This window comes from Helicobacteraceae bacterium, from assembly GCA_031258155.1.
GTDB lineage: Bacteria > Campylobacterota > Campylobacteria > Campylobacterales > SZUA-545 > JAIRNH01.
On sequence record JAIRNH010000013.1, the window covers coordinates 1 to 26,822 of the forward strand.

The window sequence follows — 26,822 nt, forward strand, 5'->3', positions numbered from 1 at the left end:
CTGAACGATAACGCAAGGTTGCTTGTCTCGTGTTTTAGTCCGTCAAATACGGTAATGCTTCTAAGCGGTTCGTCTGGATGTTCGTATATTACCGCCAGCATCCAACCGGCATAGGTGCCATAGTAGTAGCCGTGCAGTTTGGATTGAACCCCTTTAACGTAGTATTCGCCGTTTAGTTGATCGGGGTTCATCAGATCTGTTACGTCCGATACCATCATATAGTGATCGGTGCCGTCGCTTGCGGAAAGATAGATTTTATCGACCGTAACGGGCGAATAAGCGGACGAGCCCGGCGTCCTTAGCTGTATCGTATCGGAATATTTAACCGCTATCGCCGCCGTTTGGTCGTGGTTAAGGTCGCAGCTGGTGTAAGTAGAACCGTCATTTCGCCTTGAGCAGCTGGTGGTGTTATTGGGATAATCCGCTTCGGCCGCAGGCTGATTATAGGTAGTGTTTATATTGCCGCGCGCTTTATTGGGTAAGCGTCCTATCGTATACAACTTAGCCTCCACAAGCGTGGAGCCGGTAGGCAGGTTTAGCTTAGCCATTGTGTTAGACAGGTGAATCGAGCCTATAAGCGATCCGTCGTCTTTAACATAGGCGTAGAGCATATTGTCGTCTTCGTAGGTTCTATGTCGAGAGGTTGCTTGCGCGCCGGCGCATGAGGCGGTAGGGGCGGTAATGTCGCCGTAATAGTTACCAACCGTGTGACCTCCCATATCAGAACCTGGCAAGCATAGCGACGTATTGCCAATGGCCGCAATATCGCCTTTAAGCTCGATCTGCGAACGTTTTGCCACAGTAAGGTCTCTGACCGGTATGTTGTCTCTCACCTGAAGCGCGTTATTAACGGTATAAGAACCGCGAACGGGACCCGCGCAGGCACCGCTTGAAAGGTTGCCGCTGTAAAAGGTAAAAGTAACGCTATACGTTCCCGCAACTGTTGGCGCGCGCAAGTTTTCCGAACTAAACGAGCGCGTAGCGGTTGTAAATCTACTATTAGCATGGTTGAAATGGACGGGAGCAAGAGAGCCTATTTTAACGCTTGTGCAACCCCAGTTATCGTTGATTCCCGTAGAGCCGGTAAGCGAAGCTCTTACTTGAGCGTAAACTCTGGCGCCTTTACCCGTTACCAAAGGCTTTACAATATCGCCCGTATTTCTCGATCGCAGTCCCGTCCTGCTATCGTTATTGTTTACCGTCGCGGTAATCGCCCACGCTTCGCTACATACGCCAAACGCCAAAACAAGCGCGATCGAGCGCGCGAATAGTTTCGCCGCAAATCCCGCTTTTGCGATCTTTTGCGTTATCCCCAATCGCGGAGGAAATCGGGTATCTATGCTTTGACGATCGGCGCCGAGGATTTTTATCGCGTTCGCCGCTCTCGTTATTCTCCCCGCGCCCGCAACTTCGGCGTTAGCGCGTTTATGATCGTTTGCGCCAAAGATAGCGTGAATTTGTCCCGTCGGTTGCGAAAAACAAACGCGGCTCACAAAACGCGAAAGCGCCGCCTTGATCTCTCGCGCGGGATTTAGCCAATCTGCTTTAACGCCAAAGCGCGAACAAATAGTATCGTTACGCATAATAGACTCCTTCTTTACCGTTGCCTATTGTTTGTCGTTTCGGCGATTTGACGTTCGCTAAAACGAAATGATATTCTCTCGTCCAAATATTCAATTGATTCGCGTTTACCAGATCGCGTCCCCGCGCAATCAAACGCATAACTAATCGCGACGCAAATCCCGCTTTTGCGATCTTTTGCGTTATCCCCGCGCCCTCTTTATCATGCGGAGCGATAGAGGCGCAAGCGCTTTGTAATCGAATGTCCGCAGATACGCCGAAGGCGCGAGAGAGATGGATTCCCGCCTTCCTACGCGCCTGCGTTCGCAAGCGAACGGGCGGGAAACGACAATCCGCGTCGTTCCCGCGCGCAAACGCTAAGGTTATCGGGCGTATCGCCGCGCCGATCGCGGCTTGATAATTTCGCTTCAAACAAGCGCAAAGCCGCCCCGCTTTGCCCCCGCGCGAAGATTGCGATCGCGCTTTTGGGCGGCTATCGCCCTCTTTAGCTCCGCCCGCAAAAGCGCGGGCTACAATCGGTATCGTTAAAGCCGCGAAGGACATTAACGCGAACGCAAACCTTCTCATGGGATCCCCTTTGGATAGAATTACGGCAATTATATCACGGTTTAAGAAAAATTAAGATAGCGCTTCGCAAAAAATTTCCTCTAAAGAAAGCGAAATTCGTATTCTTGTCGTTCTCGCCCCCTTCCTTTCCTCAACTTTGCCTTTCTCTCTCTCTTTGCAACGCCGTTTGACTAAAATCGCTAAAAACCGCCCTTTTAGTCCCCCGCGCTTTCTCCCCCTCGCCCCTTCCCCGTCATTCCCGCCTCCCCTTTCGTCATTACCGCGTAGGCGGGAATCCATCTTTAATGACCGTAGTTATGGATTCCCGCTTGCGCGGGAATGACGAAAAGTGGCAAAAGAATGACAGGAGTATGGATATCCGTCTATGCGTATGACGAGAATGTGGATTCCCGCTTGCGCGGGAATGACGTAAGGGGGCGCGGGAATGACGAGAATGCGGATTTCCGCGTTCCCACACATTCTCCTTCGCGCCTTGCGCTCCTAGTGGAGAGCGGGCGCTTCGCGGCGTTTTGCTAATTAGATTCGTTCATCTTCGCCAAAAACTCTTCGTTGTCCTTTGTCGTCTGCAGTTTGGAATAGACGAACTTTAGCGCCTCGATCTCGTTTTTCATCTGGCTCATAGCGGCGCGCAAAGCCCAGACTCTTTGCAGTTTTGACGGCTCTTGCAACAGCTCCTCTTTGCGCGTGCCGGATTTCACCACGTCGATCGCGGGATAGATGCGCCGATCGGCGATGTCGCGGCTAAGGATAATCTCCATATTGCCCGTGCCTTTGAACTCTTCGAAGATCACCTCGTCCATTCGACTGCCCGTATCGATCAGCGCCGTCGCCATAATCGTCAAGCTGCCGCCGTTTTCTATGTTTCTCGCCGCGCCGAAAAACCGCTTTGGCTTGTGTAGCGCGTTAGCGTCCACGCCGCCCGTTAAGACCTTGCCGCTGCTTGGCGTAACCGTGTTATACGCGCGCGCCAAACGGGTGATCGAATCTAGCAAGATCACCACGTCTTTGCCTTTTTCGGTCAAACGCTTAGCCTGCTCGATCACAAGCTCGGCGACGCGCACGTGGTTTTGCGCGGGCATATCGAAGGTGGAGCTATACACCTTGCCCTTGACGCTGCGCTCCATATCCGTAACCTCTTCGGGGCGCTCGTCCACCAGCAGCACGATCAGGGCGATTTCGGGGTGATTTTTCGCGATGCCGTGCGCAAGCTCTTTGAGCAGTTCGGTTTTGCCGCTTCTAGGCGGCGCGACTATTAACCCGCGCTGCCCCTTGCCGATCGGATCGAATAGATCGATAATCCGCCCCGTTAGTTTGAGCGGATCGTATTCCATACAGATTTTTTTGTCGGGATAGAGCGGCGTCAGGTTATCAAACAGCGGACGGCGCTTCGCCTCTTCGGGCGGCAGATAGTTGATCGCCTCGATCTTTAGTAGCGCGGAGTAGCGCTCCTGATCTTTGGGCGCGCGCACCTGACCCGTTACCACGTCGCCCGTACGCAGACCAAAGCGGCGTATCTGCGTGGCGCTTACATACGCGTCGTGTTCCGTGTTGGAAAAGTTGCCGTCGATCGCGCGCAAGAAGCCGTAACCGTCGGTCATAATCTCCAGCATGCCGCTAAGCAGTATGTAGCCGCCTTGCGTTACCTGAGTTTTCAAAATCTCAAACATCAAATCCTGACGTTTGAAGTCGTTGGGGTTTTCTATGCCCGCCTCGGCGGCGAGGGCGATAAGCGAGTCTATGCTTTTAAGCTGCAACTGCTCGATCGTGATGCCTTCGACCGGCGCGTGAGCGCGGGCTTTTCTATATGGGGAGCGTCCGGATTGTTCTGTTGGTTCGTTCATATACACTCTCTGGAAATTTCTAAAGTAGCGCTTTATAATGCGGTTATAAGCGCAATTGTAGTTTCGTTTCGCTTAAACTTACACTTTTACGCGCCCTTCTAGCGCGCGAGAAAGCGAAATCATATCGACGTTATCCAAACTTACTCCCGTCGGAACGCCCTGCGCGATCTTGGAAAAGATTAAGCCATACGGCGAAAGACGCTCCTCTATCAGATAGATTAGCGCGTCGTTTTGCACGCTTGGGACGAAAGCGAAAATCACCTCTTGCATTTTACAATCTTTGATCGCTTTTTCAAGTTTTACGAAACTCTCTTCGCTTTCATACACGAAATACAGCCCGTTCCACAATCCGTTCTCTTCGAGCGTGAAAATGTCCTTGGCGCTCAGAACGACGCAAATTTTGCTTTTGTCGCGCTCTTCGTCCGAGCATACGCCGCACAGCTCGTTTTCGCTTAAAGCGCCGCATCTGGCGCAAACTTTAGCGACGGCGACCGCGCTTTCAATAGCGTGAGCGAGTTTTAACGCCGCGCCTTTATCGCGCATAACAAGCTCGAACGCGATGTTTTTGGCGCTTTTTCTGCCGATCGCCGGCAGGCGCGTCAGCGCTTCTACAAGATTTTGGAAAGCGTCGAGATGAAAACGCATTGTGAAAGCCTATCAAATTCGCTACAATTTCGCCCCAAAATCCTAACAAAACGCGAGAGGTATATGGACGATTTTGATTATTATGCCGTATTGGAGATTGACAGAAACGCCACAGCCGAAGAGATCAAGCGCGCGTTTCGCAAGGCGGCGGTTAAATATCATCCGGATAAAAATCGAAACAATCCGGAAGCCGAAGCCAAATTTAAGCAAATCAACGAGGCTTATCAGGTTTTGAGCGACGAGAACAAACGCGCGCTATACGATCGCTATGGCAAAGAGGGTTTAGGCTCGCGCGGCGGCTCGGACTTCAGCGATATTTTCGGCGATTTCGCCGACGTGTTCGATTCTTTCTTTGGCGGCGGGCGCAAACGATCTAGCGGGCGCGATAAAGAGGCGCTAGATATAGCGATTGAACTCAAAATATCGTTTATGGAAGCCGTTTTTGGGTGCAAAAAGACGCTCAAGTATCGTTACCTAAAACCGTGCGCGACATGCAAAGGGGCGGGCGGCAAACGCAAAAAATGCGATTATTGCGGCGGGCGAGGACAGGTTTATCAGCGGCAGGGTTTTATGACCTTTTCGCAAACCTGCCCAAAATGCGGCGGAACGGGCGGCATTCTTGAAACCGTATGCGAGACGTGTAAGGGCAAAGGCGCGATCGCGATCGACGATAGCTTGGAGCTTACGATTCCCGAAGGCGTGGATAACGCTCAAAGGCTTAGAGCGAACGGGCGCGGCAATTTAGGGTCAAGCGGCGCGCGAGGCGATCTCTACGTCGTCTTATCCGTAGCGGACGATCCGGCGTTTGTCAGGCAAGATAACGACGTGTATGTGGAAGCGCCTGTTTTTTTCACGCTTGCGGCGCTCGGCGGCTCGATTGAGGTGGCGACGTTGCGCGGTAAGCGCAATCTAGAGATAACCAGAGGAACGCGCGACAAATCGCAAATCGTTATTCGCGGCGAAGGGATCAGAACCGCCGCGAGCGGGAGAACGGGCGATATGATCGTGCAGGTTAAAATCGTCTATCCAAAAAAATTAACCGAGGAGCAAGAGGCGCTACTCAATAAACTTCACGAAAGTTTTGGACAAGAGAGCATAGCCCATAAGAGTTTTTTTGACGAGATAGCCGATCGGGTAAAGGGCTGGTTTAGTTAAACGTTCGGCAGCCGCGCAGACGAACGCGATCCAAACGCCCGCTTCGCGGCAATAACAACCCGCGCCATACCGTCCCTCCCCGTTATACCCGCGACAACGCGTATCCATCTTTTTGACGATCGTTGTTGTGGATTCCCGCCTTCCCATGCGCCAAACGTAAGCAAGCGAATGAGCGTTTCACGGAAACGACAACCTTCCCCGTCATACCCGCGTAGATGGGTATCCATTTTTTTGATGACCGCGGGGATGGATTCCCGCCTTCCTCCGCGATTACGGGCGGTAAACCGCCCTATCGCTCCGCGCGGGAATGACAAGAATGTGGATGCCCGCCTTCCTATATGCGCCTTGCGTTCGCAAGCAAGCGGGCGTTTCGCTGAAATGACGCGGAGCGGCGCGGGAACGACAAAAGGCGCCGATTTTAGCGCCAGCTTGATTTAAGTCTCTACCGCCGTTTTTCGCTTTTTCGGCGATCTGCTTTTTAATCGAGGGGTTGCGGGCTAAAAAGATTTGGCGCGACATATTCGTCGCTTTTGCGTTCGGCGGCAAGCCGCCGCCTTTATCGAGCGCGCGCCGTTAAACCCCGCCCGCCGTTTAAAAAAAAGCGCTTTAACGAAACTCGCGTTTCAAAACGCCGTTAAGAGGGCAGAAACGCGCGGGCTGCGCGGATAACTAGTCGCCCAAAAGACCTTTCGCGGACAAAAGCTGTTCCAAATCGCAGTTTCCAAGATCGCAAGCGGCGGCGGCGTCTTTCGCCGCCTTATTCGTCTCGCCCGTTTCGATATACGCGCGAGCGCGATACTGGTAGGCGTAGTCAAAGTTCGGATCGATCGCGATCGCCCGCGTGAAATCGGCGATCGAGGCGTTGTATTCGCCCAAAGCGAAGCGGGCTACGCCTCTGCTTTTGAACGCCGAAGCGTTTTTTGGATCGATCTTTACTACGACGTCGTTGTCGGCGATCGAGGCGTTGTATTCGCCTATATAGTAATATGCGTTAGCGCGGTTCAAATAGGCGTTGAGGTGTTTGGGATCCGTTTCGATCGCCAGCGAATAGCTCTCGATCGCCTTCGCGTAATCGCCGCGATCGAAGGCTTTTGATCCCTCCTTAAACCATTCGTCCGCGCTTTGAGCGGATAAAAAAGAACAGAGCGCGGCGGCGTATATAAGCGATCTCATCTAAATCGTCTCGGAATGCGCGGGTTGATCGTCCGCATAATCGACGGTTAGTTTTTTGATCATATCCGCTTCCGCATCGGCGATCAGCTTCGCGCCGTCGATATTTTTGTCGCCCGAAGCGACGCCGAAAATGGCTGTCGCTTTAAATTTGGAGCTATTAAACTCAAACTCCTTGTTATTGATTGCGTCCGCGATTTTTCTCGCGATTATCCTAAGCGCCTCGCGATTGTCGTTGCGCGACAGAGCCGCCAAGCGATTTGATCCGATTCTATACAGCGTATCGTCGATAGCGCTCCCTCTGCGCATAATCTCGCCAATTTGTTTCAAAACGCTATCCGACGCGGCTAAATAGAGCGCGTCGTCGTCGCAATGAAGTCGCGCGCCTATTACAATCAAACCAAACGGTCCCTTGTCGTCTAAATCCTCTAGCAACGCTCTGCGGTTATACAAGCCCGTCGCTTCGTCGATTGTTAGGGGCGGCAGAAGTTTGGAGTGCGTCAGGCGCATATGATTGGCGAAATCGTCAAACTCGGTAACTCCCATCGGCTCTATCCGAGCGGCTTTGCGCGTTCCAAGACGATACGAGAATCTAGCCACCATATCAAGCGGACGAACGATACTTTCGGTTAGCAATCTCGCCGTTCTGGCGCTTCTTAGGCAAAACAGCAGATAAAAGAGCAAAACGGAAGCGGTTATGATAACGGAGATATAGGTCAAGTTTCTATACAGCTCGGCGCCGACGGCGTCTATCTCGGCGATCGGCGCGCCGTAAACCAACCTCAGAGGCGTTCCGTCTATATCCGTTTCGATCAGCTCGAATCCGTTTTGAGTTTCTCCGGAAAAGTATCTTGTTTCGTCGAAGCCGCCCGCCGTCGCGCCATACAAGATCGCTTTGTTTTGCGTGTCCGCGATAAACGTGAAACCGTTTTTCGGCGCGGAAATGTTACGTAAAGCTCCGTCGAACAGCTTCTCGTTGGACAACTCGAAACCCGCGACGCCAATCGGACGGGAAGCCGCGAAAACCGGCGCGGCGATCTTCAAGCCGCCGTTAATGGAAAGCCGCCACTGCTTGCGAGGGTTTTTGCGAACGCTCTCGTATAAGGATTCCTTAGAGGTGGAGTTAATATCGATCGACGAAATCGGAGGGTATGTCAAAACAAACGGGTCTTCAAGATAAACGAATCCGCTTGAAACGGGTATAGCGTTTGTCCGCGCCTCTAAAAGCGGCAGAAGCAGCAGCAGTCTGCCGGCTTTTTTACGCGCGTCTTGGTTTAACTCGTTTGGCGTGTAAAAGGTAAAAGGTTTTTTTTGCTCGTTTTTATACAGATCGCCGTCTTTATAAAAAGTCGCGTTGTAGCTAAAACGATCCGAATAGGTAAAAATCTCGTTAGCCTGCGCGGAGAGGGCGAGCGCGTCTTCGCCGATCAGAGCGATCTTCTCGCGCAACGTTTCAGCCGTAATCGACGTAATGGCGCGCGCCGTTTTGTCGAAAGCGTCGCGGTAACGCTCTTCATGCGTAACCGCTTGAGCGCCTATGAGCAAAAAAAGCGCGATAAGCGGAATGCAAACGCACAGAAACTGCCAAACGATCAAACGCTTTGTAAACGAAGTGATTTTTGAACCGATCGTATTCATCGCGAAAGTTTAAACCAAAAAACCTAAAAGACTAAGGCGTTTTTAGCTAAAACCCCGCCTCTATTCTTGTTTAAACGAGGCTTTATATGGCAAAAAAGGCGTTGATTTCCGTAAGCGACAAGAGCGGCGCGGCGGCTTTCGCCGAGGCGCTAGTCGCAAACGGCTACGACATTATCAGCACGGGCGGCACGTTAAAGGCGCTGCTCGCAAGCGGTATAAAGGCGATCGAAGCGGGCGATCTGACGGGATACGGCGAGCTTTTTGGCGGGCGCGTTAAAACCCTGCACCCGATCATTCACGGCGGTATTCTCTTTCGGCGCGACGACGAGGCGGATCGCCTTCAAGCGGCGCAAAAGGCGCTCGAGCCTATCGATCTCGTCTGCGTAAATCTCTACCCGTTCAAGGAGACGATCGACCGCACCGACGATTTTGACGAGATTATCGAAAATATCGATATTGGCGGTCCCGCGCTGATTCGATCCGCCGCTAAAAACTTCAAATCGGTAATCGTCGTTACCGATCCGAGCGATTACGAAGCGGTAGCGGCGGCGATCGCGAATAAAAAGGACGATTACGAATTTCGCGCCGCTCTGATGATCAAAGCCTACGAGCGCGTCGCTTGGTATGACGCGGTCATATCGGGCTATATGAGCGCGCGCTTTGGCAAAACTCCAAACTACGCGGCGATCGGCGGAACGCTTGTTTCCCCGCTTCGCTACGGCGAAAATCCGCACCAAAAGGGCTTTTTGTATCAATTCGACGATTTTTACTCGCGCGATTTCAAGGTTTTGCAGGGCGAGGCGAGCTTCAACAACCTAACCGATATAAGCGCCGCGATCAAGATCGCCCGCGCCTTCGACGAGAGCGCTATCTGTATCGTTAAACACGGCAACCCGTGCGGCTTTAGCCTGCGCGAGGACCTCTGCGAAGCGTGGGACGAGGCGTTGCGTTGCGACAGCCTCTCGGCGTTTGGCGGGGTCGTCGCGATCAACGGCGGGATCGACAAACGGCTCGCCGAAAAAATAAGTCGAATGTTTATCGAGGCGATCGCCGCCCCTAGTTTCAGCGACGACGCGCTAAAGGTCTTCGCCGCGAAAAAGCGGCTCAAACTCTTCAAAGTCGGAAGCGGCGATCGGCTGCCCAATCTGCGCGATAAGACGGATTTCAAGCATATTTTGGGCGGTTTCGTCTTGCAAGATTGCGACGAGGCAAGCGTAGCCGAGATCAACGCGGCAAAGGTCGTAACGCGAGTAAAGCCGAGCGAGGCGCAAAAAGCCGATCTGCGCGTAGCGTGGATTATCGCCGCCCTGACAAAGTCCAACTGCGTGGCTTATGTCAAGGATCGGACGCTTGTCGCGATCGGAATGGGTATGACAAGCCGCGTCGATACCGCGATCGCCGCGCTAAGAAAAGCCGAGGCGACGAAATGCGACGTTAACGGATCGGCGATGGCGAGCGAGGCGTTTTTTCCGTTTCGAGACTCGATCGACGCGGCAAGCGCGGGCGGCGCGGCGGCGATCGCGCAACCGGGCGGTAGCGCGCGCGATCAAGAGGTAATCGACGCGGCGAACGAACATAATATAGCCATGATCTTTACGGGCGTTCGACACTTCTTGCATTAGACAATCGCGGCGGCTGCGAACAAACATAATATCGTCATGATCTTTACGGGCGCGCCGCTTTTTGCGTTAAACAATCGCGATGGCGATCTTTTAGCGATCGGTTTTATGGATTCCCGCCTTCCTACGCGATTACGGGCGGTAAACCGCCCTATCGCTTCGCTGCGGGAATGACGAGAGGTTTGCGTTTGTTTTTATTGAATTTCCGCCTTCGCTGGTATAACGACAAGATTAAACTGCGATCTGGCGAAATTGCGCGAGATGGATACCCGCCTTCCTTCGCGATTACGAGCGGTAAACCCGCCCTATCGCTCCGCGCGGGTATGACAAAGAGGGTTGTCATTCCCGCACTCCCTTACGTCATTCCCGCGAAGGCGGGAATCCATCTTTTAATGATCGTAGTTATGGATTCCCGCTTGCCTCCGCGATTACGGGCGGTAAACCGCCCTATCGCTCTTTGCGGGAATGACGAGAATGGTTTTCCGTCTTCCTGCGCGCCTTGCGCTCATGTCAAAGCGGGGGCTTCGCGAGAGACAATGCGCGCAATCGCGAGGCGATCGACGCGGCGAACAAACATAATATCGCCATGATCTTTACGGGCGCGCCGCTTTTTGCGTTAGACGATCACGGCGGCGGCGATCTTTTAGCGCCAAAACGCGATTGATTTAACACGCGCTAATAGCTTTTACCGCCGCTTAAAACTCTATATCGTCGGCTATGCCGCCTCCGCGTTCCGCCGCAAACTTAGCCTCATACTCTTTTTGCTTTTCTTGTTGATATTCGATAAACTCTTTCGTCTCCATAAAATCTTCGCTCGATTTTGGCATATACCGCATCGCGACGGATTGAAAATCTCCAAGCCCTATGCCGAAATTATCCAAAATCCACTGCGCGCCGTCCAAGCCGTAGGCGTAAGCGGCGTTTCTCGCGCCGCATAACTCCTCGTAAAAATAGCGATCGGTTTTTATGCGTTCCAGATTCGCTTTGCCTTCAGGCGAAATATTTGCCTCGAGGCTTAGCAGTTTCGGGTTGGTAACGCCCGCGGCAAAATACTGTCCGTAAAGCGCTATGACTTTGGGGTCCTCCCCCATTCTCTGTATCCAAAGCGTATTTATCTCGTCCCATACAGCCTTGTCGATTCCCATCGCTTTGAACACGTTTTCTTCGCTCGTTCCGCCCGCTATTTTAATGACCATTTGAGTGTAATCCTCAAACGAAACGCCGTGTATCGGCTCTAAATTTTCAGCCACTTTTGTCTCCTTTGTTAAGTTTAAAGTCTAAAGCCGATAACATGGTTGAAAATAAACATAACGCCCCTTAATCCGCGCCATGCAATTTTGAACGCCATTCGTCCGCAACTTGAGTCCAATGTTGAGTTTGGTTTGTCTGTTCAAGATACATTTTCTCATTATGCTCTTTAAACTCCGGCAACATGCCGTTCATCTCGTCGCAAACGGCGCGCAGATACTTTTTGTAAAAATCGCTCGAGCGTTTGAGAGCCAAATCTCTTTCAGCGTCAATCGCCTCTATCTGCGTTTTTACCGCCGCTTTATCTTTGTCGCTTTTATGAATGGCGCTAAGTTTTAACTCATGCGCTTTATGATACAGATCGCGTTCGTTTTGTTTTTCGTTTTCGCTCGCTTTAAGCAGATGTTCGCAACGTTTGGCGGCAAGGTCTTTGGCGAGGAATTGTATGTTCCGCGCTTCGGAACCCGGTTCAAAGTTGTTTTGCGCGCCGCACGCGGGGCAGGCGATGTGAACGTTGATGAAAAATATGCGATCTATTGGCAACGAATGTCCGCATTGCGAACAGAGAAATTTATCTTTAGTTTTATTAAAAGCGTCTATTACTCTATTATATTCCTCTTCTAAATCCGCTTTTTCGATATTTCTCAAATTTCTTTCCATATTTAGCAGTAATTCTTCAAGCTCGTCATAACGCTCGCGGCAGGTATTTCTAAACTCGTATAGCGTTTCAAATAGCGGATTAGACATAGCAATCTTGTCTTTTAGATAGTAATAATAGTCTATAACCTCGCTTTCTAGCGCGTCGTGCGCTTTTGACCTAATAGCGTTAATCTGTCCGCATACGCCTAATAACGCTTTGTTATACAGCCTTTTGTTTGGATCGTCGTCTGATTTTCGGATATTGGTTAGCTCTTTGAGCGACGGCTCGTATAGCTCTTTTGCCCTTACGCTTAACCTGTCTATAAACGAAGCCCATCTTGATTGCTTTTGGGCTATTTGAGCTTTTAAATCGTCATACACCTTGGGAGTTGTCCTCCGCCTTAATATATATGCCGTCGGTTAAAACCGCGTCTAAAAATTTGTATCCGCAATACGCGCAGCGCGTTAATCCGTCTTGCTTGGCGCGCGGAGCGCCGCAGTTTGGGCAAAGTTTTGCCTCCGCTTGCGCCCTTTTTATCTCTTCCTCGTTGTAATTTTTTTGTTTTGCGGAGAGATTGATCATGTTTTGCAGAAAATTAACGCTTTTATTTGCCATGTTAAGCGTTAAACTCTGATAGTAAATCCGCCTTTTTGGCTTTATATTCGCCCTCGTCTATTAAGCCGTTTTCAAATAGCTCTTTTAACTTTTTTAGTTTAGCGCCTATGTCGCTTTTATTCTCTTCGCGCGTTTGATTTGTTATGAGGCTAAGCGCGGCGGCTTGAACGATAGCGTCGTTTAACGCGTTTCCTTTTTCGCCTATAGCTTTGGCTTTTTGAAATTCGCCAAATCGTCGTATATCGTTTGTCATATTCATGTTGGTTAAAGAGTCTATATGTCTTAATACTTCGTCGGGTAGCGTAACCGACGTGATAACAAATTGCGTAAGAGCTAACCCAATCTTCGCAAAATAGGGAGCTATAAGCGGTTCTATCTTTTTGCCTAAATTGGTAACATTGGCGGCTATATCCATTACCGGTATTTTTTGCTCGCTTACAATTTCGCCAAATTTTGGAACGATAAAATCTCTTAACTGCGCCTGCAGTTCAAAAATGCCGACCGTCTTGTAAGTTCCCGCGTATTGCTTAAAAAAAGCGCCGGATCTTCTATGTAAATATCAAAACTGCCAAACGCTCTTATCCGAACGTTTCCAAACTCCAAATCTCGTATTAGTATAGGGGCTGGCGTTCCCCATTTATTATTGATAAACGGGTGGGTATTGAAGAAATAAATATCCGCTTTATATGGACTTTCAAAGCCGTATTTCCAACCTTTTAATTTGCTAAAAATCGGGATATTCGCCGTCTTTAGCGTATGCAAACCGCTTTGAAAAACGTCGGCTAACCGCCCTTCGTTTATCAGGAGCGCCCGCTGGCTCTCCCGCACGGTTAATTTCGCGCCGTTTTGTATCTCGCAGCCGTTATCCTCAAACTTCCACATTAAAAGATTCGGATTGGGCGTTACGCATTCGATAATCTCTATAAGCGCCATGCCGCTACGCCCTTTTTGTCTAAGTCTGACAAATTTTATGCGAAACGGGCTTAAACCATTGATCGGCGATAATCGGACGGCAAGGGTCTAAACCGCGCCGCAGTTTATTTATTTTGCGTTTGTTCCTCGATCGTAGGCGGTAAAAACTCTCCGTTTTCTCCAAACGCGGGCGCGTTCTCGCCAAAATCCTCGATCGACAGATCGCGCATAAGATTAAACGCGGCGTTTGTCGGATCGATCCTAGGCGCGCCCGGCTTAATCTGAATCGTCGAATAGATTTTGCCCTTAACAAACGTTCCGTCGTCTTTTAGCGTAACCTCTAATATGGGGGACAAAGCGCGAAAGCCGCTTAAATTCATCATCTCCCAAGTGGCAAAATTGCCCAGCGAATAGGCGATCAAACGGCTTTTATAAATCTCCAGACCTCGCGGCACATGCGGTCCGCTGCCAATGACGAGATCGGCTCCGGCGTCGATTGCCGCGCGGGAGAAAGCTATCAGATCGCCGCGGTTTTCGCCCGAATGAAACTCGCTTCCTTGGATCACATGGATTTTATCGCCGCCCTCCGCGCCGCCATGAAAGAACGCTATCGCCAGATCGGCGCTTTGCTTCTCTTCGGCGACGAGTTTTCGCGTAAGATTTAGATCGTTTATGTCGTGTTGATACCGCGAATTTGGCGCGAAGCCTATTATGGAGATATTCAGATCGTTTACGACTAGGCGCGCTATATCGCCGATTGAACCCGTGTGCGATATGTTTTGCTCGTCTAAAGCTAGACGCGAGTTTTTAGCGCCGAGCGCTCCAAAATCGTTATTATGGTTATTGGCGAGATTCATCGCGTCGAATCCGGCTTCTTTTAGCCGCGCGGCGTAACGCGTCGGCGTTCTGAAGGTAAAGCATCTCGGCGCCTCTCGTTTGCATTTGTCGCTCTTGCCGCCATCGGTCAGCGCGCTTTCAAGATTGCCGATCGTTATGTCCGCCGATCGCAAAATCGACGCGACTTGCTCGAATATGCCTCTGCCGTCGTCGGGCGGGAGCGCGGATTCGTCCGGATAGTCCGTTCCAAGCATAATATCGCCTACGGCGGCTATAACGATCGTTTTTGCCGGCGCGCTTACCTTCGGATCGACTTTCATCGTCGCGCCGCACGCGCTAAGGATAGCCGCTAAAGCAAGCGTCAAGAACGCTTTGGTAATACGCATAAAAAGTTAGTCCAGATCGACAATCGTAATGCGCCGTTGCGGCGCGGGGACGATCTGCTTATCCGGAGGCGTCAAGCCGTTTTCGTTGACGTTTGCCAAACGCGCTTTGAGATTGTCGATCTCTTTTTGCATTTGCGCGATCCGCCGTTTGAGCTTCAAAGCTATATCCACGCCGGCAAGATTGACTCCCATATCTCGCGTCAAACTTAGAACAAACCTGATCTCGTCAATGTCTCTTTGCGAATATAGTCGCACTTTGCCGCCCGATCGCCCGGGCAAAATCAATCCTTCGCGCTCGTATTGACGAAGCGTTTGCGGATGGACTTCCAACGCTCTCGCCACAACGCTGATCATATAAACCGGTTCTTCGTAACTATGCATTTTCTACTCCGGTAGTTTTTCTTGCATTATCTTCAAAAGCGACGAATCTAGTTGATCGGCGTTTGGAATCAACGCCTGCGCGATCAAATACAGATCGCCTCTAGCCCCGCTTTTTCGATTGATCGCTCCAGCCTCGCGCACGCGAAATTTCTGACCGCCTTTCGTTCCCGCCGGAATCTTGAGCGAAACCTCGCGATCGAGCGTTTTAACGCCGATCTTGCCGCCAAAAATCGCAGTTTTGAGCGGGACGTAGATAGTTTTTGTTAGATCGTCGCCGTTACGAGTATATTCGTTCGACGGCTCCACGCGAATGCGCAAAAGCAAATCGCCTCGCGCCGCGCCTCGTATCTGCCGCCCGCGTCCGCGCGCGCGCAAAGTTTCGCCGTCGTTTATGCCCGCCGGTATTTTGATTTTCATCGACTCGCCGTTGGCGTTAATCTGTCTCTCGCCGCCTAAAATCGCAACCTCGAAGGGAATGGAAAGCGCGGCGTTAATATCCGCGTCCGCGCCGCCAAAATTAAAGCCGCCGTCAAAACCGCCCGAATTTTTAAAACCGCTAAATCCGCCGAAACCGCCGCCGCCGAAAATTTTATTCAATATGTCGCCAAGATCAAAATCCGCGCCGCCTTGCGACTTGGCAAAATCGTGGAAGGATCGATTGCCGAACATCTGATCGCCAAACTGATCGTATTGCTTGCGCTTGGAGGGATCGCTAAGAATCTCGTAAGCGGCGTTGATCTCTTTGAATTTTTCCTCCGCTTCGCTCTCTTTGTTGATGTCGGGGTGGTATTTACGCGCCAAGCGGCGATAGGCTTTTTTGATCTCCTCGTCGCTCGCGCCCTGTTCCACGCCCAGCGTTTCGTATAAACTTTTACCAGACATAATAATATCCTCTTGCTTTTTGAGCGGCAATTATAACAAAAAGTTGAGCGCGTATCAATCAAGTTTGTTTAGCGCCGATTGACAAAACAAGGGCGCAAACGCGCTAAACAAACGTTATAATGCGGTATGAGGAAAAAAATTTCAAACGCGATTGAATGGGCGCAAAGGTTAGCGGAGCGCAAAGAGGCAAGTCAAAAAGAGCTAGAGCGTCTTGATCGGCGCATAGCCTATTTTCAAAACGAGAGGTTTGTTCATCTGATAACAACCGCTTTTGTAGGTCTAACGGCTATGATAAGCCTCGTCGTTTTTATAACGCTCGCCAACTATTTTACCTTCGCCTTGCTCGCGGCGCTTACGACGCTGTTTAGCGCCTACGTTCTGCACTACTACGTTTTGGAAAACGGCGTTCAGAAGCTGTGCGATCTCGCCGACAAACTGCTCGAATAGCAAATGACGGTTTGGGTCGATCTCGTCGTTTGCGGCAAACGCGATTTTGTCGGTTAAGCGTCGAGGCTTTCGCCGAAGCGCCCCATTTTCATCAGTTTTTCGTAACGCGCCGCTAAGCGTTCGGACTTATCCAGCCTTGCTAACGCCGCCGCGTTTTCTAAAAAATAGCGTTTGATCGCTTCCGCCGCGCCTTTTTTGTCGCGGTGCGCGCCCACGATCGGCTCGGCGATAATATCGTCGATCAATCCGTAGCCAAGCAGAGCGTCCGGGGTAATTTTGAGCGCCTTTGTCGCCGCTTCCGCCTTTTCGGGATCGTTCCACAAAATCGCCGCGCATCCTTCGGGCGAGATGACGCTGAAAATCGAATAGCTAAGCATCGCCAGACGATCCGCCACGCCAATCGCCAAAGCGCCGCCGCTACCGCCCTCGCCTATTACGACGCTGATCGTAATCGTATCGACGTCGCTTAACTCGTAAAGATTTCTAGCGATCGCCTCGCTCTGTCCGCGCTCCTCCGCGCCCACGCCCGGATAGGCGCCCGGAGTGTCGATCAGCATTAAAATAGGCAGATCAAACTTCTCGGCAAAACGCGCCGCTCTTAGCGCCTTGCGATAACCTTCTGGGTGCGGCATGCCGAAATTGCGGGCGATCTTGGTTTTTGTGCCGCGCCCTTTTTCCTCGCCGATCGCCACGCACGCTACGCCGTCGATCTCGCCTACGAAACAGACGATCGCCGAATCGTCCTTGAAATGGCGATCGCCGTGAATCTCGTGAGCGTCGTCCATTATTAGTTTGATGTAATCGAGCGCGTAAGGGCGATCCTGATGGCGGGCGAGCTGAAGTTTTTGGTAGTCGCTAAGGTTGCCGTAGGCTTTTGAGATAGCCTTTTGCAGGTCTTTTTCAAAACCCGCGATCAATCTTTCGTCGTTGCGGATTTTGGCAAGCTCTAGCTCCTCCTCGATCGGTTTAAGCGGTTTTTCAAACTCCAGATAAAAAGGCAAAAATTAAACCTTTTTGAAAATAATCGCGCCGTTTGTGCCGCCAAACCCGAAATTGTTGCTCATTACGGCGTCAATCTTCGCGCTTCTAGCTACGTTTGGAATATAGTCCAAATCCAGATTATGCTCTACGTCGCGGTTTTCAAAGTTAATTGTGGGCGGTAAAACGCCTTTTTCCAACGCGCTGATCGCAATCGTAGCCTCTATGCCTCCCGCGCCGCCCAAGCAATGCCCCGTAGCGCCCTTGGTGGAGCTAACCGGAGGCACGTCGCCGTTAAACGCTTTTTTGAGCGCAAGCGTCTCGTACCAGTCGTTATATACGGTGCTAGTGCCGTGCGCGTTGATATAGCCAATTTTAACGCCGGGCGCGTTCTTCTCCGCCATTTTAAGCGCGGCGCGCATAGCGCGATAGGCGCCTTCGCCTTCGGGCGCGGGGGTGGTTATATGGTTGGCGTCGCCGCTTTCGCCAAAACCGATCATCTCGGCGTATATCTTAGCGCCGCGCCTTTTGGCGCGTTCATACTCCTCTAGCACGAGCGCGCCGCCGCCTTCGCCCATTACAAAGCCGTCGCGATCGCGATCAAAGGGGCGCGAGGCGCGTTGCGGATCGTCGTTGCGAGTGGAAAGCGCGCGCATAGCGGCAAAACCTCCCACGCCCACTTCGCAGATCGCCGCTTCCGCCGCGATAGCGAGCATAACGTCCGCGCCGTCGAGCGCGATTGTCTTATAGGCTTCGCTGATCGCGTGCATACCGGCGGTGCAAGCGGTTACGCAGGCTAAGTTGGGACCTTTGAGATTATGCGCGATACTGACGAAACCGCCTAACATATTGGCGAGCGCGCTTGGAATAAAAAAGGGCGATATGCGTTTCGGTCCTCTTTCGCCGCATAGAATCGACTGCTCCTCGATACGGGGCAAACCGCCGATACCCGCCGCCGCGCTGACGCCAAAGCGTTCCGATAGCTCCTCGTCAATCAACAGATCGCAATCGGCAATCGCCTCTTTGGCGCACTTTAAGCCTAGTTGGATAAAGCGATCGGCTTTTTTTACCTCTTTGGGGTCCATGACCTCGGCGGGATCAAAATTTTTAACCTCCGCCGCGAACGTAACGCTCAAACGGGAGGGATCAAAAAGCGTGATCGTATTAACCCCGCATTTGCCCTCCGCAATCGCGTCAAACGAGGAGGCGCGATCGCCGCCAAGCGCGCTAATCATGCCTAGACCGGTAACGACAACCCGTCTCAAACTAAGCCTCTAGCCCTATTTCTTGATATTTTCGATGTATTTAATCACATCGCCGACGGTTTTAATTTTTTCCGCGTCTTCGTCGGGAATCTCCACGTCGAATTTTTCTTCTAGCGCCATTACTAGCTCTACCACGTCAAGGCTGTCGGCGTTTAGATCTTCGACAAACCTAGAATCTTCCTTAACCTCGTCCTCGTGGACGCTCAACTGCTCCACCACAATCGCTTTAACATCGTCCAATAACGCCATCGCCTTACTCCTAGTTGAAATTTTGCGCGCATTTTACAAAACGGGCTCTTAATGCCGCTACATATACAGCCCGCCGTTCACTTTCAGCGTTTCGCCCGTTATATATGAAGCCAGATCGCTAAGCAAGAAAGCGACGGCGTTCGCCGCCTCTTTAGCCTCGCCGAAACGTCCCAGCGGTATAGCCTTGAAATAGCTCTCTTTAATTTCGCTAGAAAGCGAATCCGTCATTTTGGTGGCGATAAAACCGGGCGCGACGCTATTAAAGCGCACGTTGCGGCTTGCGCCCTCTTTGGCGAAACTTTTTGTTAAGGCGATCATGCCGCCTTTGCTCGCCGCGTAATTAACCTGTCCGGCGTTGCCCGTTTCGCCTACGACCGAAGCGATATTGACGACCGCGCCAAAGCGGGCTTTGCTCATCGCTTTAAGCGCCTCGCGGCAACCGATAAAACAGCTTTTTAAGTTCGCGTCGATCACCTGCATAAACTCTTCGGTTTTCATACGAATCGCCAGCCTGTCGTTGGTAACGCCGGCGTTATTGACCAGATAGCTTAACCCGCCGTCGCAATCAATTATCGTTTTGATCGCGTCGATAAACGCCGCTTCGTCGGCGGCGTCAAAACCGATAACGGCGGCTTTGCCGCCGCTCGCTTCGATCGCCTCTTTTAGCGCGTCGGCTTCTTTCGCGCCGCTTCTGTAGCCAATCCACGTTTTTAGACCGTAGCTCGCCAACGCCGTCGCTATCTCTTTGCCGATACCCCCGCTTGCTCCCGTGATTAAAACGTTTTGTCCGCTAAACTTCATATCGTTCCTTTAACATTTTAGGCTAAACTCGCGAATTTTAACTTATTTGCTTTATTAAACGCGCCGCTTAAAATAGCGGCTTGTCCATCTCGTTTGGAATCGCGAGCCCCATAATTTTTAAAATCGTCGGCGCGACGTTGTTTAGCCCCCCGTTTTCTATAGCCGTTACGCCTTCGGCTTTGACGAAACACCATACGTTCCCCACCGTGTGGTTGGTTAATATCGCGCCGGCGGCGTCGCGCATCTCCTCGCAATTGCCGTGATCGGCGACAATCATATAGCTATAACCCGCTTTATCCGCCGCCTCGATAATTTTCCCGATATTGCGATCGACCGCCTCGACCGCCTTCAGCGCCGCCTCGTAGTTGCCCGTATGTCCTACCATATCGCCGTTCGCGAAATTAACGACGATAAAATCAAAGCCGTCCTCCGCCGCCTTGACGACCGCGTCGCCCACCGGATCGGCGCTCATCTCCGGTTGCAAATCGTAAGTGGCGATTTTGGGCGAAGGGATCAAAACCCGCGTTTCGCCTTTAAGCGGCTCTTCGATCCCGCCGTTGAGAAAAAAGGTAACGTGCGCGTATTTTTCGGTTTCGGCGGCGTGAAACTGTTTTAGCCTCGCTTTGGCGATCGTTTCGCAAAGCGTGTTTTTTAGGTTGTCTTTCGTAAAGAGTATCGGAAAGTTAAACGCCTTGCTATACTCCGTCATCGTCGCTACGAAAACGTTTCGTTTTTCAACCTCGATCGGTCTAAAGTTAATATCGCCGATAAGCTGCGCGATCTCGCGCATGCGATCGCTGCGAAAATTCAGGAACAAAACCGCGTCGCCGTCTTGCATGCCGTTGTAATACGGCGAAGCGATCGGCTCTATAAACTCGTCGGTAACGCTTTGAGCGTGGCGTTCGTGGCAATACTGCTCCGCCGTCAAAGCCGTCTCTTTAGGCTCGCCCAAGACGATCGCGTCGTAAGCGCGCTTTATCCTCTCCCAACGATTGTCGCGATCCATTCCGTAATAACGCCCGCCTACGCTCGCCAAAGTAAGGCGATCGGTCAAAATCTGCTTTATATCGTTTAGATAAAGCGGCGAGCTTGTCGGCGAAACGTCTCGTCCGTCCGTAAAAAGGTGCAGAAAAACCGTCTTTTGCGCTTCGGCGGCAAGGTGCGCCGCGCCTAGAATGTGATCGATATGCGAATGCACGCCGCCGTCGCTTAGCAACCCTATCAGATGAACGCGCTCGCTTTTGTCTAGCAGATCGCAAAAAACTTTGTTTTGAGCGAAGGTTCCCTCGTCGATCGCCTTTGAGATTTTCACCAAATCCTGATACAAAACCCGTCCGGCGCCGATTGTCAAATGCCCCACCTCGCTGTTGCCCATCTGTCCCTGCGGCAAACCGACCGCCAAGCCGTGCGTGGTCAAAAGCGAATGCGGTAAAGTCGCAAAGAGCTTGTCGTATGTCGGCTTTAGCGCGTTATCAAAGGCGTTATAAGCGCCTTTGGGCTTATCGCCGATTCCGTCGGTAATCACTAAAATTGTTTTTTGTATTTTTTTGCGCGAACCCATTTTTTCGTCCTCTAAAAAGCCTAAGCCAGATTAAGAGTAATATAATATAATCGCCGCCTTAAAATCAGATTAGGTCTTTATATGCTTTACTTCCTTTCGGAGCAACTTCCCTTCAATCTTTTTTCATATATTACGGTTCGATCGGGCGCGGCTTTTTGTATGGCTTTCGCGCTCGCGCTCTGGTTTTTTCCGCGTTTTATCATCTGGGCGAAGCGTCAAGGCGCGACGCAGCCGATACTCTCTCACGTTCCCGCGGGGCATAGAAGCAAGCAGAACACGCCGACGATGGGCGGCGCGGTTTTTACCGTCTGCGCCCTGATCGCCACGTTGCTTAGCGTTAATTTAAGCAACCTCTACGCGTGGGGGGGGATGTTGACCGTCGCGCTATTTAGCTCTATCGGCGTGATCGACGATATTAGAAAAATCTACCACAAACAGAACGACAAAGGGCTATCCGTCAAGCCGAAATTTTTTTTACAGATTCTAGCCGCCGCGATTATATCGGCTCTGCTCCTGTTTGCCACAAACCTAAACACGCTGTTGTATCTGCCGTTTATCAAAGAGCCGATCGCCGATCTAGGCGTATATATGGCTCTGTTCTGGGCGCTGGTTTTCGTAAGCGCCAGCAACGCGGTTAATATCACCGACGGGCTTGACGGGCTTGCCGCCGCGCCTAGCATATTCGCGATCGCCACCCTAACCGTATTTGTTTATATATCGGGACACGCGCAGATGAGCCAGTCGCTTTTGCTGCCAACCATATCGGGCGCGGGAGAGATAACGGTGATCGCCTCCGCCATGCTCGGCGCGCTTTTGGGCTTTTTGTGGTTCAACGCCAATCCCGCCGAAGTGTTTATGGGCGATAGCGGAAGCCTCGCCATCGGCGCGTTTATCGCCTACATGGCGATCGTCTCAAAAACCGAAGCGCTACTTTTGTTGATCTGTTTTATTTTCGTAGTGGAAACCATATCGGTTATCCTGCAGGTGGGCAGTTACAAGCTAAGACGGCGCAGGGTTTTTCTGATGGCGCCGCTACACCACCACTTCGAGCTGATGCGCTGGGCTGAAAACAAAATTATCGTGCGTTTTTGGATTATCGCGCTATTGTCGAACGTGCTGGCGCTAATTACGATCAAAATCAGGTAACGCGCTATGCGAATGACGCTTTTTGGCTACGGCAAAACCGCGGCGGCGATCGCCGAGCGATTTGGCGAATGCGATATTTTCGACGATAAGTTTAAGCAAGAGGAGTCCTTCGGGACGAACAGGCTTTTGCCGATGGATAGATTCGATCCCGATCAATCGACAATGGAGATCGTCTCGCCGGGCATACCGCCAAACCACCCGCAAATACGAAGGGCGAAAAACCTTATCAGCGAATACGATCTCTTCGCCGAATGCTCGCCCTTTTCGATCTGGATTAGCGGCGCGAACGGCAAAACGACGACGACGGAGATGATCGGGCGGCTGCTCAAAAACAGAGGCGCGATCACCGGCGGCAATATCGGATCGCCGCTCGCCGCGTTGGATATGCAAGCGGCAATCTGGGCGCTGGAAACGAGCAGTTTTACGCTCCACTATACGACGCGAGCGCGCCCGAATATCTACGCGCTTTTACCGATTACGCCCGATCATATCGCGTGGCACGGCGGCTTCGAGGCATACGAGGCGGCTAAGCTAAAACCGCTCGAACGGTTGTGCGAAGGGGAACTGGCGATTATCCCCGCGAAGTATAGGGATATACCTACGAAAGCGTTTGCCTGCTACTACGAGACCAACGAAGATATAGCGGAGTTTTTCGATCTCGACGCGACGCGGATTAAGTTTAAGGGCTGCTTTTTGCAAGACGCGCTTGTGGCGCTCGCAATATCTAAAGCGCTGTTTGACGAGAGCGACTACGATCTGCTAAACGGCTTTGTCCTCGATCCGCACAAGATCGAGGAGTTCAAAGACAGGCGCGGCAGACTCTGGATCGACGATTCCAAAGCGACAAACCTAGACGCTACTTTGCAGGCGTTGGATATATACAAAGATCGCCGCATTCATCTGATCTTGGGCGGCGACGATAAAGGCGCGGATTTAACGGCGTTGTTTGAGCGCCTAAAGGAGCTGGACGCGACAATCTACGCGATCGGCTCGAACCGCGATCTGCTTATGAAAATGGCGAGCGATCGCGGTATCGACGCGGTTTTATGCGGTTTTCTCGATATAGCGGTCGCGAAGATCGACGAGAAACTAGGCGATCTAGCGCTCGGACTGCTTTCGCCCGCCGCCGCGAGCTTGGATCAGTTTAGCGGATACAAAGAGCGCGGCGAAAAATTCAAATCCCTCGTAAACGCCTTATAGCCTCGAAACCTTGACGAACGCGAAACGGCGCGGTTCGCACGGGCGCGTATGAGTAGAAGCCATAGCCCAAAACGTCGCCGACGAGACGGTTTTGTCTCTGATATAATACGTCGATCTAGAACGCAAAGAGCGGCGGCGGTTAACGTTATGAACGGATCGTTTGTATATTTGGCGCAAACCGACACCACGGTCGGGTTGCTTAGCCAAGACAAAGAAAAACTAAACAAAATCAAGGGACGCTTAGCGGATCAAAAAATTATCCGCGCCGTTTGCGATCTAGCCGCGCTTAGAGCTTTCGCTAGGGTTCCGATCGCGCATAGAAACCTAGTTAGGCGAGCGAGGCAAACGACCTTTGTCTATCCAAACGGCGAGGCGATCCGCTTGATTTTCGGCGAGCACAGATCGTTTTTTGAAACGATTAAATGGGCGTATTCGACAAGCGCCAACAAAACCGGCGAACGCTTCGATATAGAGTGGGCGCGCGCTCAAGCCGACGCGATCGTAATCGATAGACGCGGGTTGTTTGAAGCCGCGCCGTCTAAAATGTATCGGCTGGGTAAAATGCGCTCAAAAAAAATCAGGTAAGCATGGACAGACAGCAGGCTATTATTCAGATGTTCGACGATATTTCGCCGACGTATGATCGGCTAAACCGAATTTTAAGTTTTGGCGTCGATCGCCGCTGGCGCGCCAACGGTTGTTTGGCGGCGCTTAAAACGTTCGACGGCGACAAAGCCACGCTGATCGACGTCGCGACGGGAACGGGCGATCTGATCCTATTTTGGCGTAAAGCGGCGACGAAGCTACGCAAAACGATCGAGCGGGCAATCGGCGTCGATCCCTCGCAAAATATGCTCGACATAGCGGCGACAAAGCCGTTAAACGCGCTGTTTATCAAAAGCGAGGCGGCGGCTATACCGCTGGAAGATTGCGCCGCCGATCTGCTAAGCGTAAGCTACGGTATTCGCAACGTCGTGGAGATCGACAAGGCGATCGCGGAGTTTTACCGTCTGCTAAAGCCAAACGGCGTGTTGCTCATACTGGAGTTTATGAATCGAAAGCAAAAAACCATCTTTGATCGCTTAGCGTCGTTTTATCTAGGGCGCGTTCTGCCCGCGATCGGCAAGTTTATATCCAAAGACCCGCGCGCGTATAGCTATCTGCCCGAATCGATCGAGAGCTTCTTGACCGCCGAAGAGCTTGCCGACAAACTTAAAAACGCCGGCTTTACGATCGAGCAGATCAAAGACGAGACTTTTGGGATCAGCGCTCGATTTATCGCTAGAAAGCCGCTATGAACGCGCTAAGCGTAAGCGAGCTTACCGCGCAGATCAAGGCTTCGCTCGAAACAAGCTTCAGCGTCGTTTGCGTCAGGGGCGAAACGGGGCGCGTTGTTCATCACGCGAGCGGACACGTCTATTTCTCGCTTAAAGACGGCGGCGCGACCATCGACGCGGTGTTGTTTCGCGCTAACGCAGCCAAGCTGAAATTTCGCTTAGAAACGGGCATGCAGGCGATTGTCATAGGCGGATTAAGCGTCTATCCGCCGCAGGGGCGCTACCAGATCATAGCTCAAAGCGTGGAGCCGGACGGCGCGGGCGCGTTGGCGGCGGCTTACGAGCAGTTGAAAAAAAAGCTCGCCGCTCTAGGATATTTCGACGAAAGCCGCAAAAAACCGCTTCCAAAATACCCTAAAACGATCGCGCTTGTAACCAGCGCCAGCGGCGCGGCGCTTCAGGATATGCTTCGCGTGGCGCAAAAGCGTTGGCTCTTAACGCGCCTAATATGTATCAACACGATCGTGCAGGGCGAGGCGGCGCCAAACAGCGTTATTAGATCGATCGCCCTCGCCGATCGGTTAAAACCCGACGCGATCGTATTAGCGCGAGGCGGCGGATCGATAGAGGACCTGTGGAGCTTCAACGACGAGAACGTAGCGAGAGCGATGTTTGAAGCCTCGACGCCGATTGTTAGCGCGATCGGACACGAGATCGATTTTGTTATAACCGATTTTGTCGCCGACAAACGCGCTCCGACTCCTAGCGCCGCTATGGAGACGCTGCTGCCCGATATGAACGAAGAGCGTATGCGCCTAGACGATCTAAACGCGACGCTAGGCGAGCGCCTCGACGTTTTTCTGACGCAAAAAGAGGGGTATCTAAACCACCTTAAAACGATGTTAAAACAGCTTAGCCCTCTGGCAAAAATCGAGCGAAACCGAGCCGAAACCGCGCAGCTTAGCGCGAGGTTGGACGATCGCTTTCGCGCCTATTTGACGCATAGAGCCGCTTTGATAGATCATCTAAGAGCGATGTTAAAGCAGCTTAGCATAGCCGCGAGGATCGAGCGGTTTATACTGCAAACGGAGCAGTTAAAACAACAGCTAACGCTATCGTTCGGATTTGCGCTCAAAAGCCGATCGGGCGATCTAGAACGGTTAAACGCCCAGCTTAACGCGCTTGATCCTAGCAAAAGATTACCCGTAAAAACCGCGCAGCTTATTTTGAACGGCAAGGTCGCGAGCGTAGGGGAGCTAAAACCGAACGATCGCTTTACTATCATAGACGGACGCCATAGCGCGATCGCGGAGGCAAAGGAGATAAAACCGCTCTAAAAACGACGGGCGGTTTATTGAAAATATAGACGATTGTCGTTTAGGCTATATTAAAACCTATCGCGAGGATTTCTATGCGTATGGCGAGCTTATAACGTTTTGCGTCGGCGTTATCGGAGCTAACGTTTATCGGTTTTTGCTACGCGACGCGCGGCGTTAGCGGTTTTCCCAGCTTAGCGTCGTTTAGCCGCTTTCTCGCGAAAAGCCGCTATACTAGATCGCCGTCCAAACGCTTAGGAGAGCTACAATGCGCCTATTTCTGATTGTCGCCGTTGTTTTCGCGCCGCTCTTAGCGGCGAAGATCGAAACAATAGAAACTCGCTCTAGCGTTATGCAAAAGAGGATCGAGGCGATCGCGATTTTACCCGAAAGCGCCGCTAAAGGGGAGAAAATGGCGTCTATCTACCTCTTGCACGGCTACGGAATGGATCCAAAATCGTGGCT

27 protein-coding genes and 1 pseudogene are annotated in these 26,822 nt (G+C 51.8%); 10 read left to right on the forward strand and 18 right to left on the reverse strand.

Translation table 11 applies throughout. From position 1 onward, the window contains the following. From LBF86_01725 to recR, 3 genes are all read right to left on the reverse strand, one after another. On the reverse strand, positions 1 to 1,583 hold a 1,583-nt coding region (locus LBF86_01725; protein MDR0664230.1), incomplete at its 3' end, for a hypothetical protein. Between the two features lie 1,077 nt (positions 1,584 to 2,660). Further along, positions 2,661 to 3,989 carry a transcription termination factor Rho gene (gene rho / locus LBF86_01730; protein ID MDR0664231.1) on the reverse strand — a complete coding sequence of 443 codons (1,329 nt, stop codon included), beginning with the start codon at positions 3,987 to 3,989 and terminating at the stop codon, positions 2,661 to 2,663. Positions 3,990 to 4,067: 78 nt separating this feature from the next. Further along, the gene (gene recR / locus LBF86_01735; GenBank protein MDR0664232.1) at positions 4,068 to 4,634 is read right to left on the reverse strand and encodes a recombination mediator RecR; all 567 of its coding nucleotides are present in this window, start codon (positions 4,632 to 4,634) and stop codon (positions 4,068 to 4,070) included. A 63-nt stretch (positions 4,635 to 4,697) separates the two neighbouring features. Here recR and dnaJ point away from each other — a divergent pair, with 63 nt between their 5' ends. Then, the gene (dnaJ, locus tag LBF86_01740) at positions 4,698 to 5,789 is read left to right on the forward strand and encodes a molecular chaperone DnaJ (GenBank protein MDR0664233.1); all 1,092 of its coding nucleotides are present in this window, start codon (positions 4,698 to 4,700) and stop codon (positions 5,787 to 5,789) included. 669 nt (positions 5,790 to 6,458) lie between these two features. Here the strand turns inward: dnaJ and LBF86_01745 are convergent. Together LBF86_01745 and LBF86_01750 are read right to left on the reverse strand one after the other, a co-directional pair. Beyond that, positions 6,459 to 6,962: a tetratricopeptide repeat protein gene (locus tag LBF86_01745; protein MDR0664234.1), complete on the reverse strand. Its 504-nt coding sequence runs from the start codon at positions 6,960 to 6,962 to the stop codon at positions 6,459 to 6,461. Continuing rightward, positions 6,963 to 8,597, reverse strand: a complete 1,635-nt coding sequence (locus tag LBF86_01750; GenBank protein MDR0664235.1) for a hypothetical protein — start codon at positions 8,595 to 8,597, stop codon at positions 6,963 to 6,965. 86 nt (positions 8,598 to 8,683) lie between these two features. Between LBF86_01750 and purH the strand changes: the two genes are divergently transcribed. Both purH and LBF86_01760 read left to right on the forward strand, forming a co-directional pair. After that, positions 8,684 to 10,219, forward strand: coding sequence for a bifunctional phosphoribosylaminoimidazolecarboxamide formyltransferase/IMP cyclohydrolase (gene purH, locus LBF86_01755; protein ID MDR0664236.1), 1,536 nt, complete (start codon positions 8,684 to 8,686; stop codon positions 10,217 to 10,219). A 496-nt stretch (positions 10,220 to 10,715) separates the two neighbouring features. Continuing rightward, a complete protein-coding gene (locus tag LBF86_01760; GenBank protein MDR0664237.1) occupies positions 10,716 to 10,880 on the forward strand; it encodes a hypothetical protein in 165 nt (54 codons plus the stop codon). Between the two features lie 31 nt (positions 10,881 to 10,911). Here the strand turns inward: LBF86_01760 and LBF86_01765 are convergent, their stop codons facing one another. The 8 genes and pseudogenes from LBF86_01765 to LBF86_01800 form a co-directional block, all read right to left on the reverse strand. Further along, positions 10,912 to 11,466: a hypothetical protein gene (locus LBF86_01765; GenBank protein ID MDR0664238.1), complete on the reverse strand. Its 555-nt coding sequence runs from the start codon at positions 11,464 to 11,466 to the stop codon at positions 10,912 to 10,914. Between the two features lie 67 nt (positions 11,467 to 11,533). Further along, positions 11,534 to 12,484: a hypothetical protein gene (locus tag LBF86_01770; protein MDR0664239.1), complete on the reverse strand. Its 951-nt coding sequence runs from the start codon at positions 12,482 to 12,484 to the stop codon at positions 11,534 to 11,536. Then, complete coding sequence (locus tag LBF86_01775; GenBank protein ID MDR0664240.1) at positions 12,477 to 12,719, reverse strand: hypothetical protein; 243 nt, start codon at positions 12,717 to 12,719, stop codon at positions 12,477 to 12,479. The genes LBF86_01770 and LBF86_01775 overlap by 8 nt, the downstream gene beginning before the upstream one ends. A gap of 1 nt (position 12,720) precedes the next feature. Next, entirely contained in the window at positions 12,721 to 12,972 is a 252-nt protein-coding gene (locus tag LBF86_01780; GenBank protein ID MDR0664241.1) for an SHOCT domain-containing protein, read from the reverse strand. Continuing rightward, positions 12,973 to 13,601, reverse strand: a pseudogene (locus tag LBF86_01785) (SPFH domain-containing protein). Between the two features lie 155 nt (positions 13,602 to 13,756). Continuing rightward, positions 13,757 to 14,854 (reverse strand): CapA family protein, encoded by a 1,098-nt coding sequence (locus LBF86_01790; protein MDR0664242.1) that lies wholly within the window; start codon positions 14,852 to 14,854, stop codon positions 13,757 to 13,759. A gap of 6 nt (positions 14,855 to 14,860) precedes the next feature. After that, positions 14,861 to 15,235, reverse strand: coding sequence for a helix-turn-helix transcriptional regulator (locus LBF86_01795; GenBank protein ID MDR0664243.1), 375 nt, complete (start codon positions 15,233 to 15,235; stop codon positions 14,861 to 14,863). A 3-nt stretch (positions 15,236 to 15,238) separates the two neighbouring features. Next, positions 15,239 to 16,117, reverse strand: a complete 879-nt coding sequence (locus LBF86_01800) for a J domain-containing protein (protein MDR0664244.1) — start codon at positions 16,115 to 16,117, stop codon at positions 15,239 to 15,241. A 126-nt stretch (positions 16,118 to 16,243) separates the two neighbouring features. Between LBF86_01800 and LBF86_01805 the strand changes: the two genes are divergently transcribed. Then, a complete protein-coding gene (locus LBF86_01805; GenBank protein ID MDR0664245.1) occupies positions 16,244 to 16,564 on the forward strand; it encodes a hypothetical protein in 321 nt (106 codons plus the stop codon). Positions 16,565 to 16,617: 53 nt separating this feature from the next. Here LBF86_01805 and accA read toward each other — a convergent pair whose 3' ends face one another. From accA to gpmI, 5 genes are all read right to left on the reverse strand, one after another. Continuing rightward, entirely contained in the window at positions 16,618 to 17,565 is a 948-nt protein-coding gene (accA, locus tag LBF86_01810) for an acetyl-CoA carboxylase carboxyl transferase subunit alpha (GenBank protein ID MDR0664246.1), read from the reverse strand. 3 nt (positions 17,566 to 17,568) lie between these two features. Next, positions 17,569 to 18,807: a beta-ketoacyl-ACP synthase II gene (locus LBF86_01815; protein ID MDR0664247.1), complete on the reverse strand. Its 1,239-nt coding sequence runs from the start codon at positions 18,805 to 18,807 to the stop codon at positions 17,569 to 17,571. A 15-nt stretch (positions 18,808 to 18,822) separates the two neighbouring features. Continuing rightward, positions 18,823 to 19,056 (reverse strand): acyl carrier protein, encoded by a 234-nt coding sequence (gene acpP / locus LBF86_01820; GenBank protein ID MDR0664248.1) that lies wholly within the window; start codon positions 19,054 to 19,056, stop codon positions 18,823 to 18,825. 57 nt (positions 19,057 to 19,113) lie between these two features. Beyond that, a complete protein-coding gene (fabG, locus tag LBF86_01825) occupies positions 19,114 to 19,857 on the reverse strand; it encodes a 3-oxoacyl-ACP reductase FabG (GenBank protein ID MDR0664249.1) in 744 nt (247 codons plus the stop codon). A 67-nt stretch (positions 19,858 to 19,924) separates the two neighbouring features. Next, the gene (gene gpmI / locus LBF86_01830; GenBank protein ID MDR0664250.1) at positions 19,925 to 21,418 is read right to left on the reverse strand and encodes a 2,3-bisphosphoglycerate-independent phosphoglycerate mutase; all 1,494 of its coding nucleotides are present in this window, start codon (positions 21,416 to 21,418) and stop codon (positions 19,925 to 19,927) included. A gap of 81 nt (positions 21,419 to 21,499) precedes the next feature. Here gpmI and mraY point away from each other — a divergent pair, with 81 nt between their 5' ends. From mraY to LBF86_01860, 6 genes are all read left to right on the forward strand, one after another. After that, complete coding sequence (mraY, locus tag LBF86_01835; GenBank protein ID MDR0664251.1) at positions 21,500 to 22,564, forward strand: phospho-N-acetylmuramoyl-pentapeptide-transferase; 1,065 nt, start codon at positions 21,500 to 21,502, stop codon at positions 22,562 to 22,564. A 6-nt stretch (positions 22,565 to 22,570) separates the two neighbouring features. After that, positions 22,571 to 23,764, forward strand: a complete 1,194-nt coding sequence (gene murD / locus LBF86_01840) for a UDP-N-acetylmuramoyl-L-alanine--D-glutamate ligase (protein MDR0664252.1) — start codon at positions 22,571 to 22,573, stop codon at positions 23,762 to 23,764. A gap of 147 nt (positions 23,765 to 23,911) precedes the next feature. After that, complete coding sequence (locus tag LBF86_01845) at positions 23,912 to 24,349, forward strand: Sua5 YciO YrdC YwlC family protein (protein ID MDR0664253.1); 438 nt, start codon at positions 23,912 to 23,914, stop codon at positions 24,347 to 24,349. A 2-nt stretch (positions 24,350 to 24,351) separates the two neighbouring features. Beyond that, positions 24,352 to 25,062, forward strand: a complete 711-nt coding sequence (ubiE, locus tag LBF86_01850) for a bifunctional demethylmenaquinone methyltransferase/2-methoxy-6-polyprenyl-1,4-benzoquinol methylase UbiE (GenBank protein MDR0664254.1) — start codon at positions 24,352 to 24,354, stop codon at positions 25,060 to 25,062. Then, positions 25,059 to 26,378, forward strand: a complete 1,320-nt coding sequence (xseA, locus tag LBF86_01855) for an exodeoxyribonuclease VII large subunit (protein MDR0664255.1) — start codon at positions 25,059 to 25,061, stop codon at positions 26,376 to 26,378. Before ubiE ends, xseA begins: the two co-directional genes overlap by 4 nt. Before the next feature lie 247 nt (positions 26,379 to 26,625). Beyond that, on the forward strand, positions 26,626 to 26,822 hold a 197-nt coding region (locus LBF86_01860; protein MDR0664256.1), incomplete at its 3' end, for a hypothetical protein.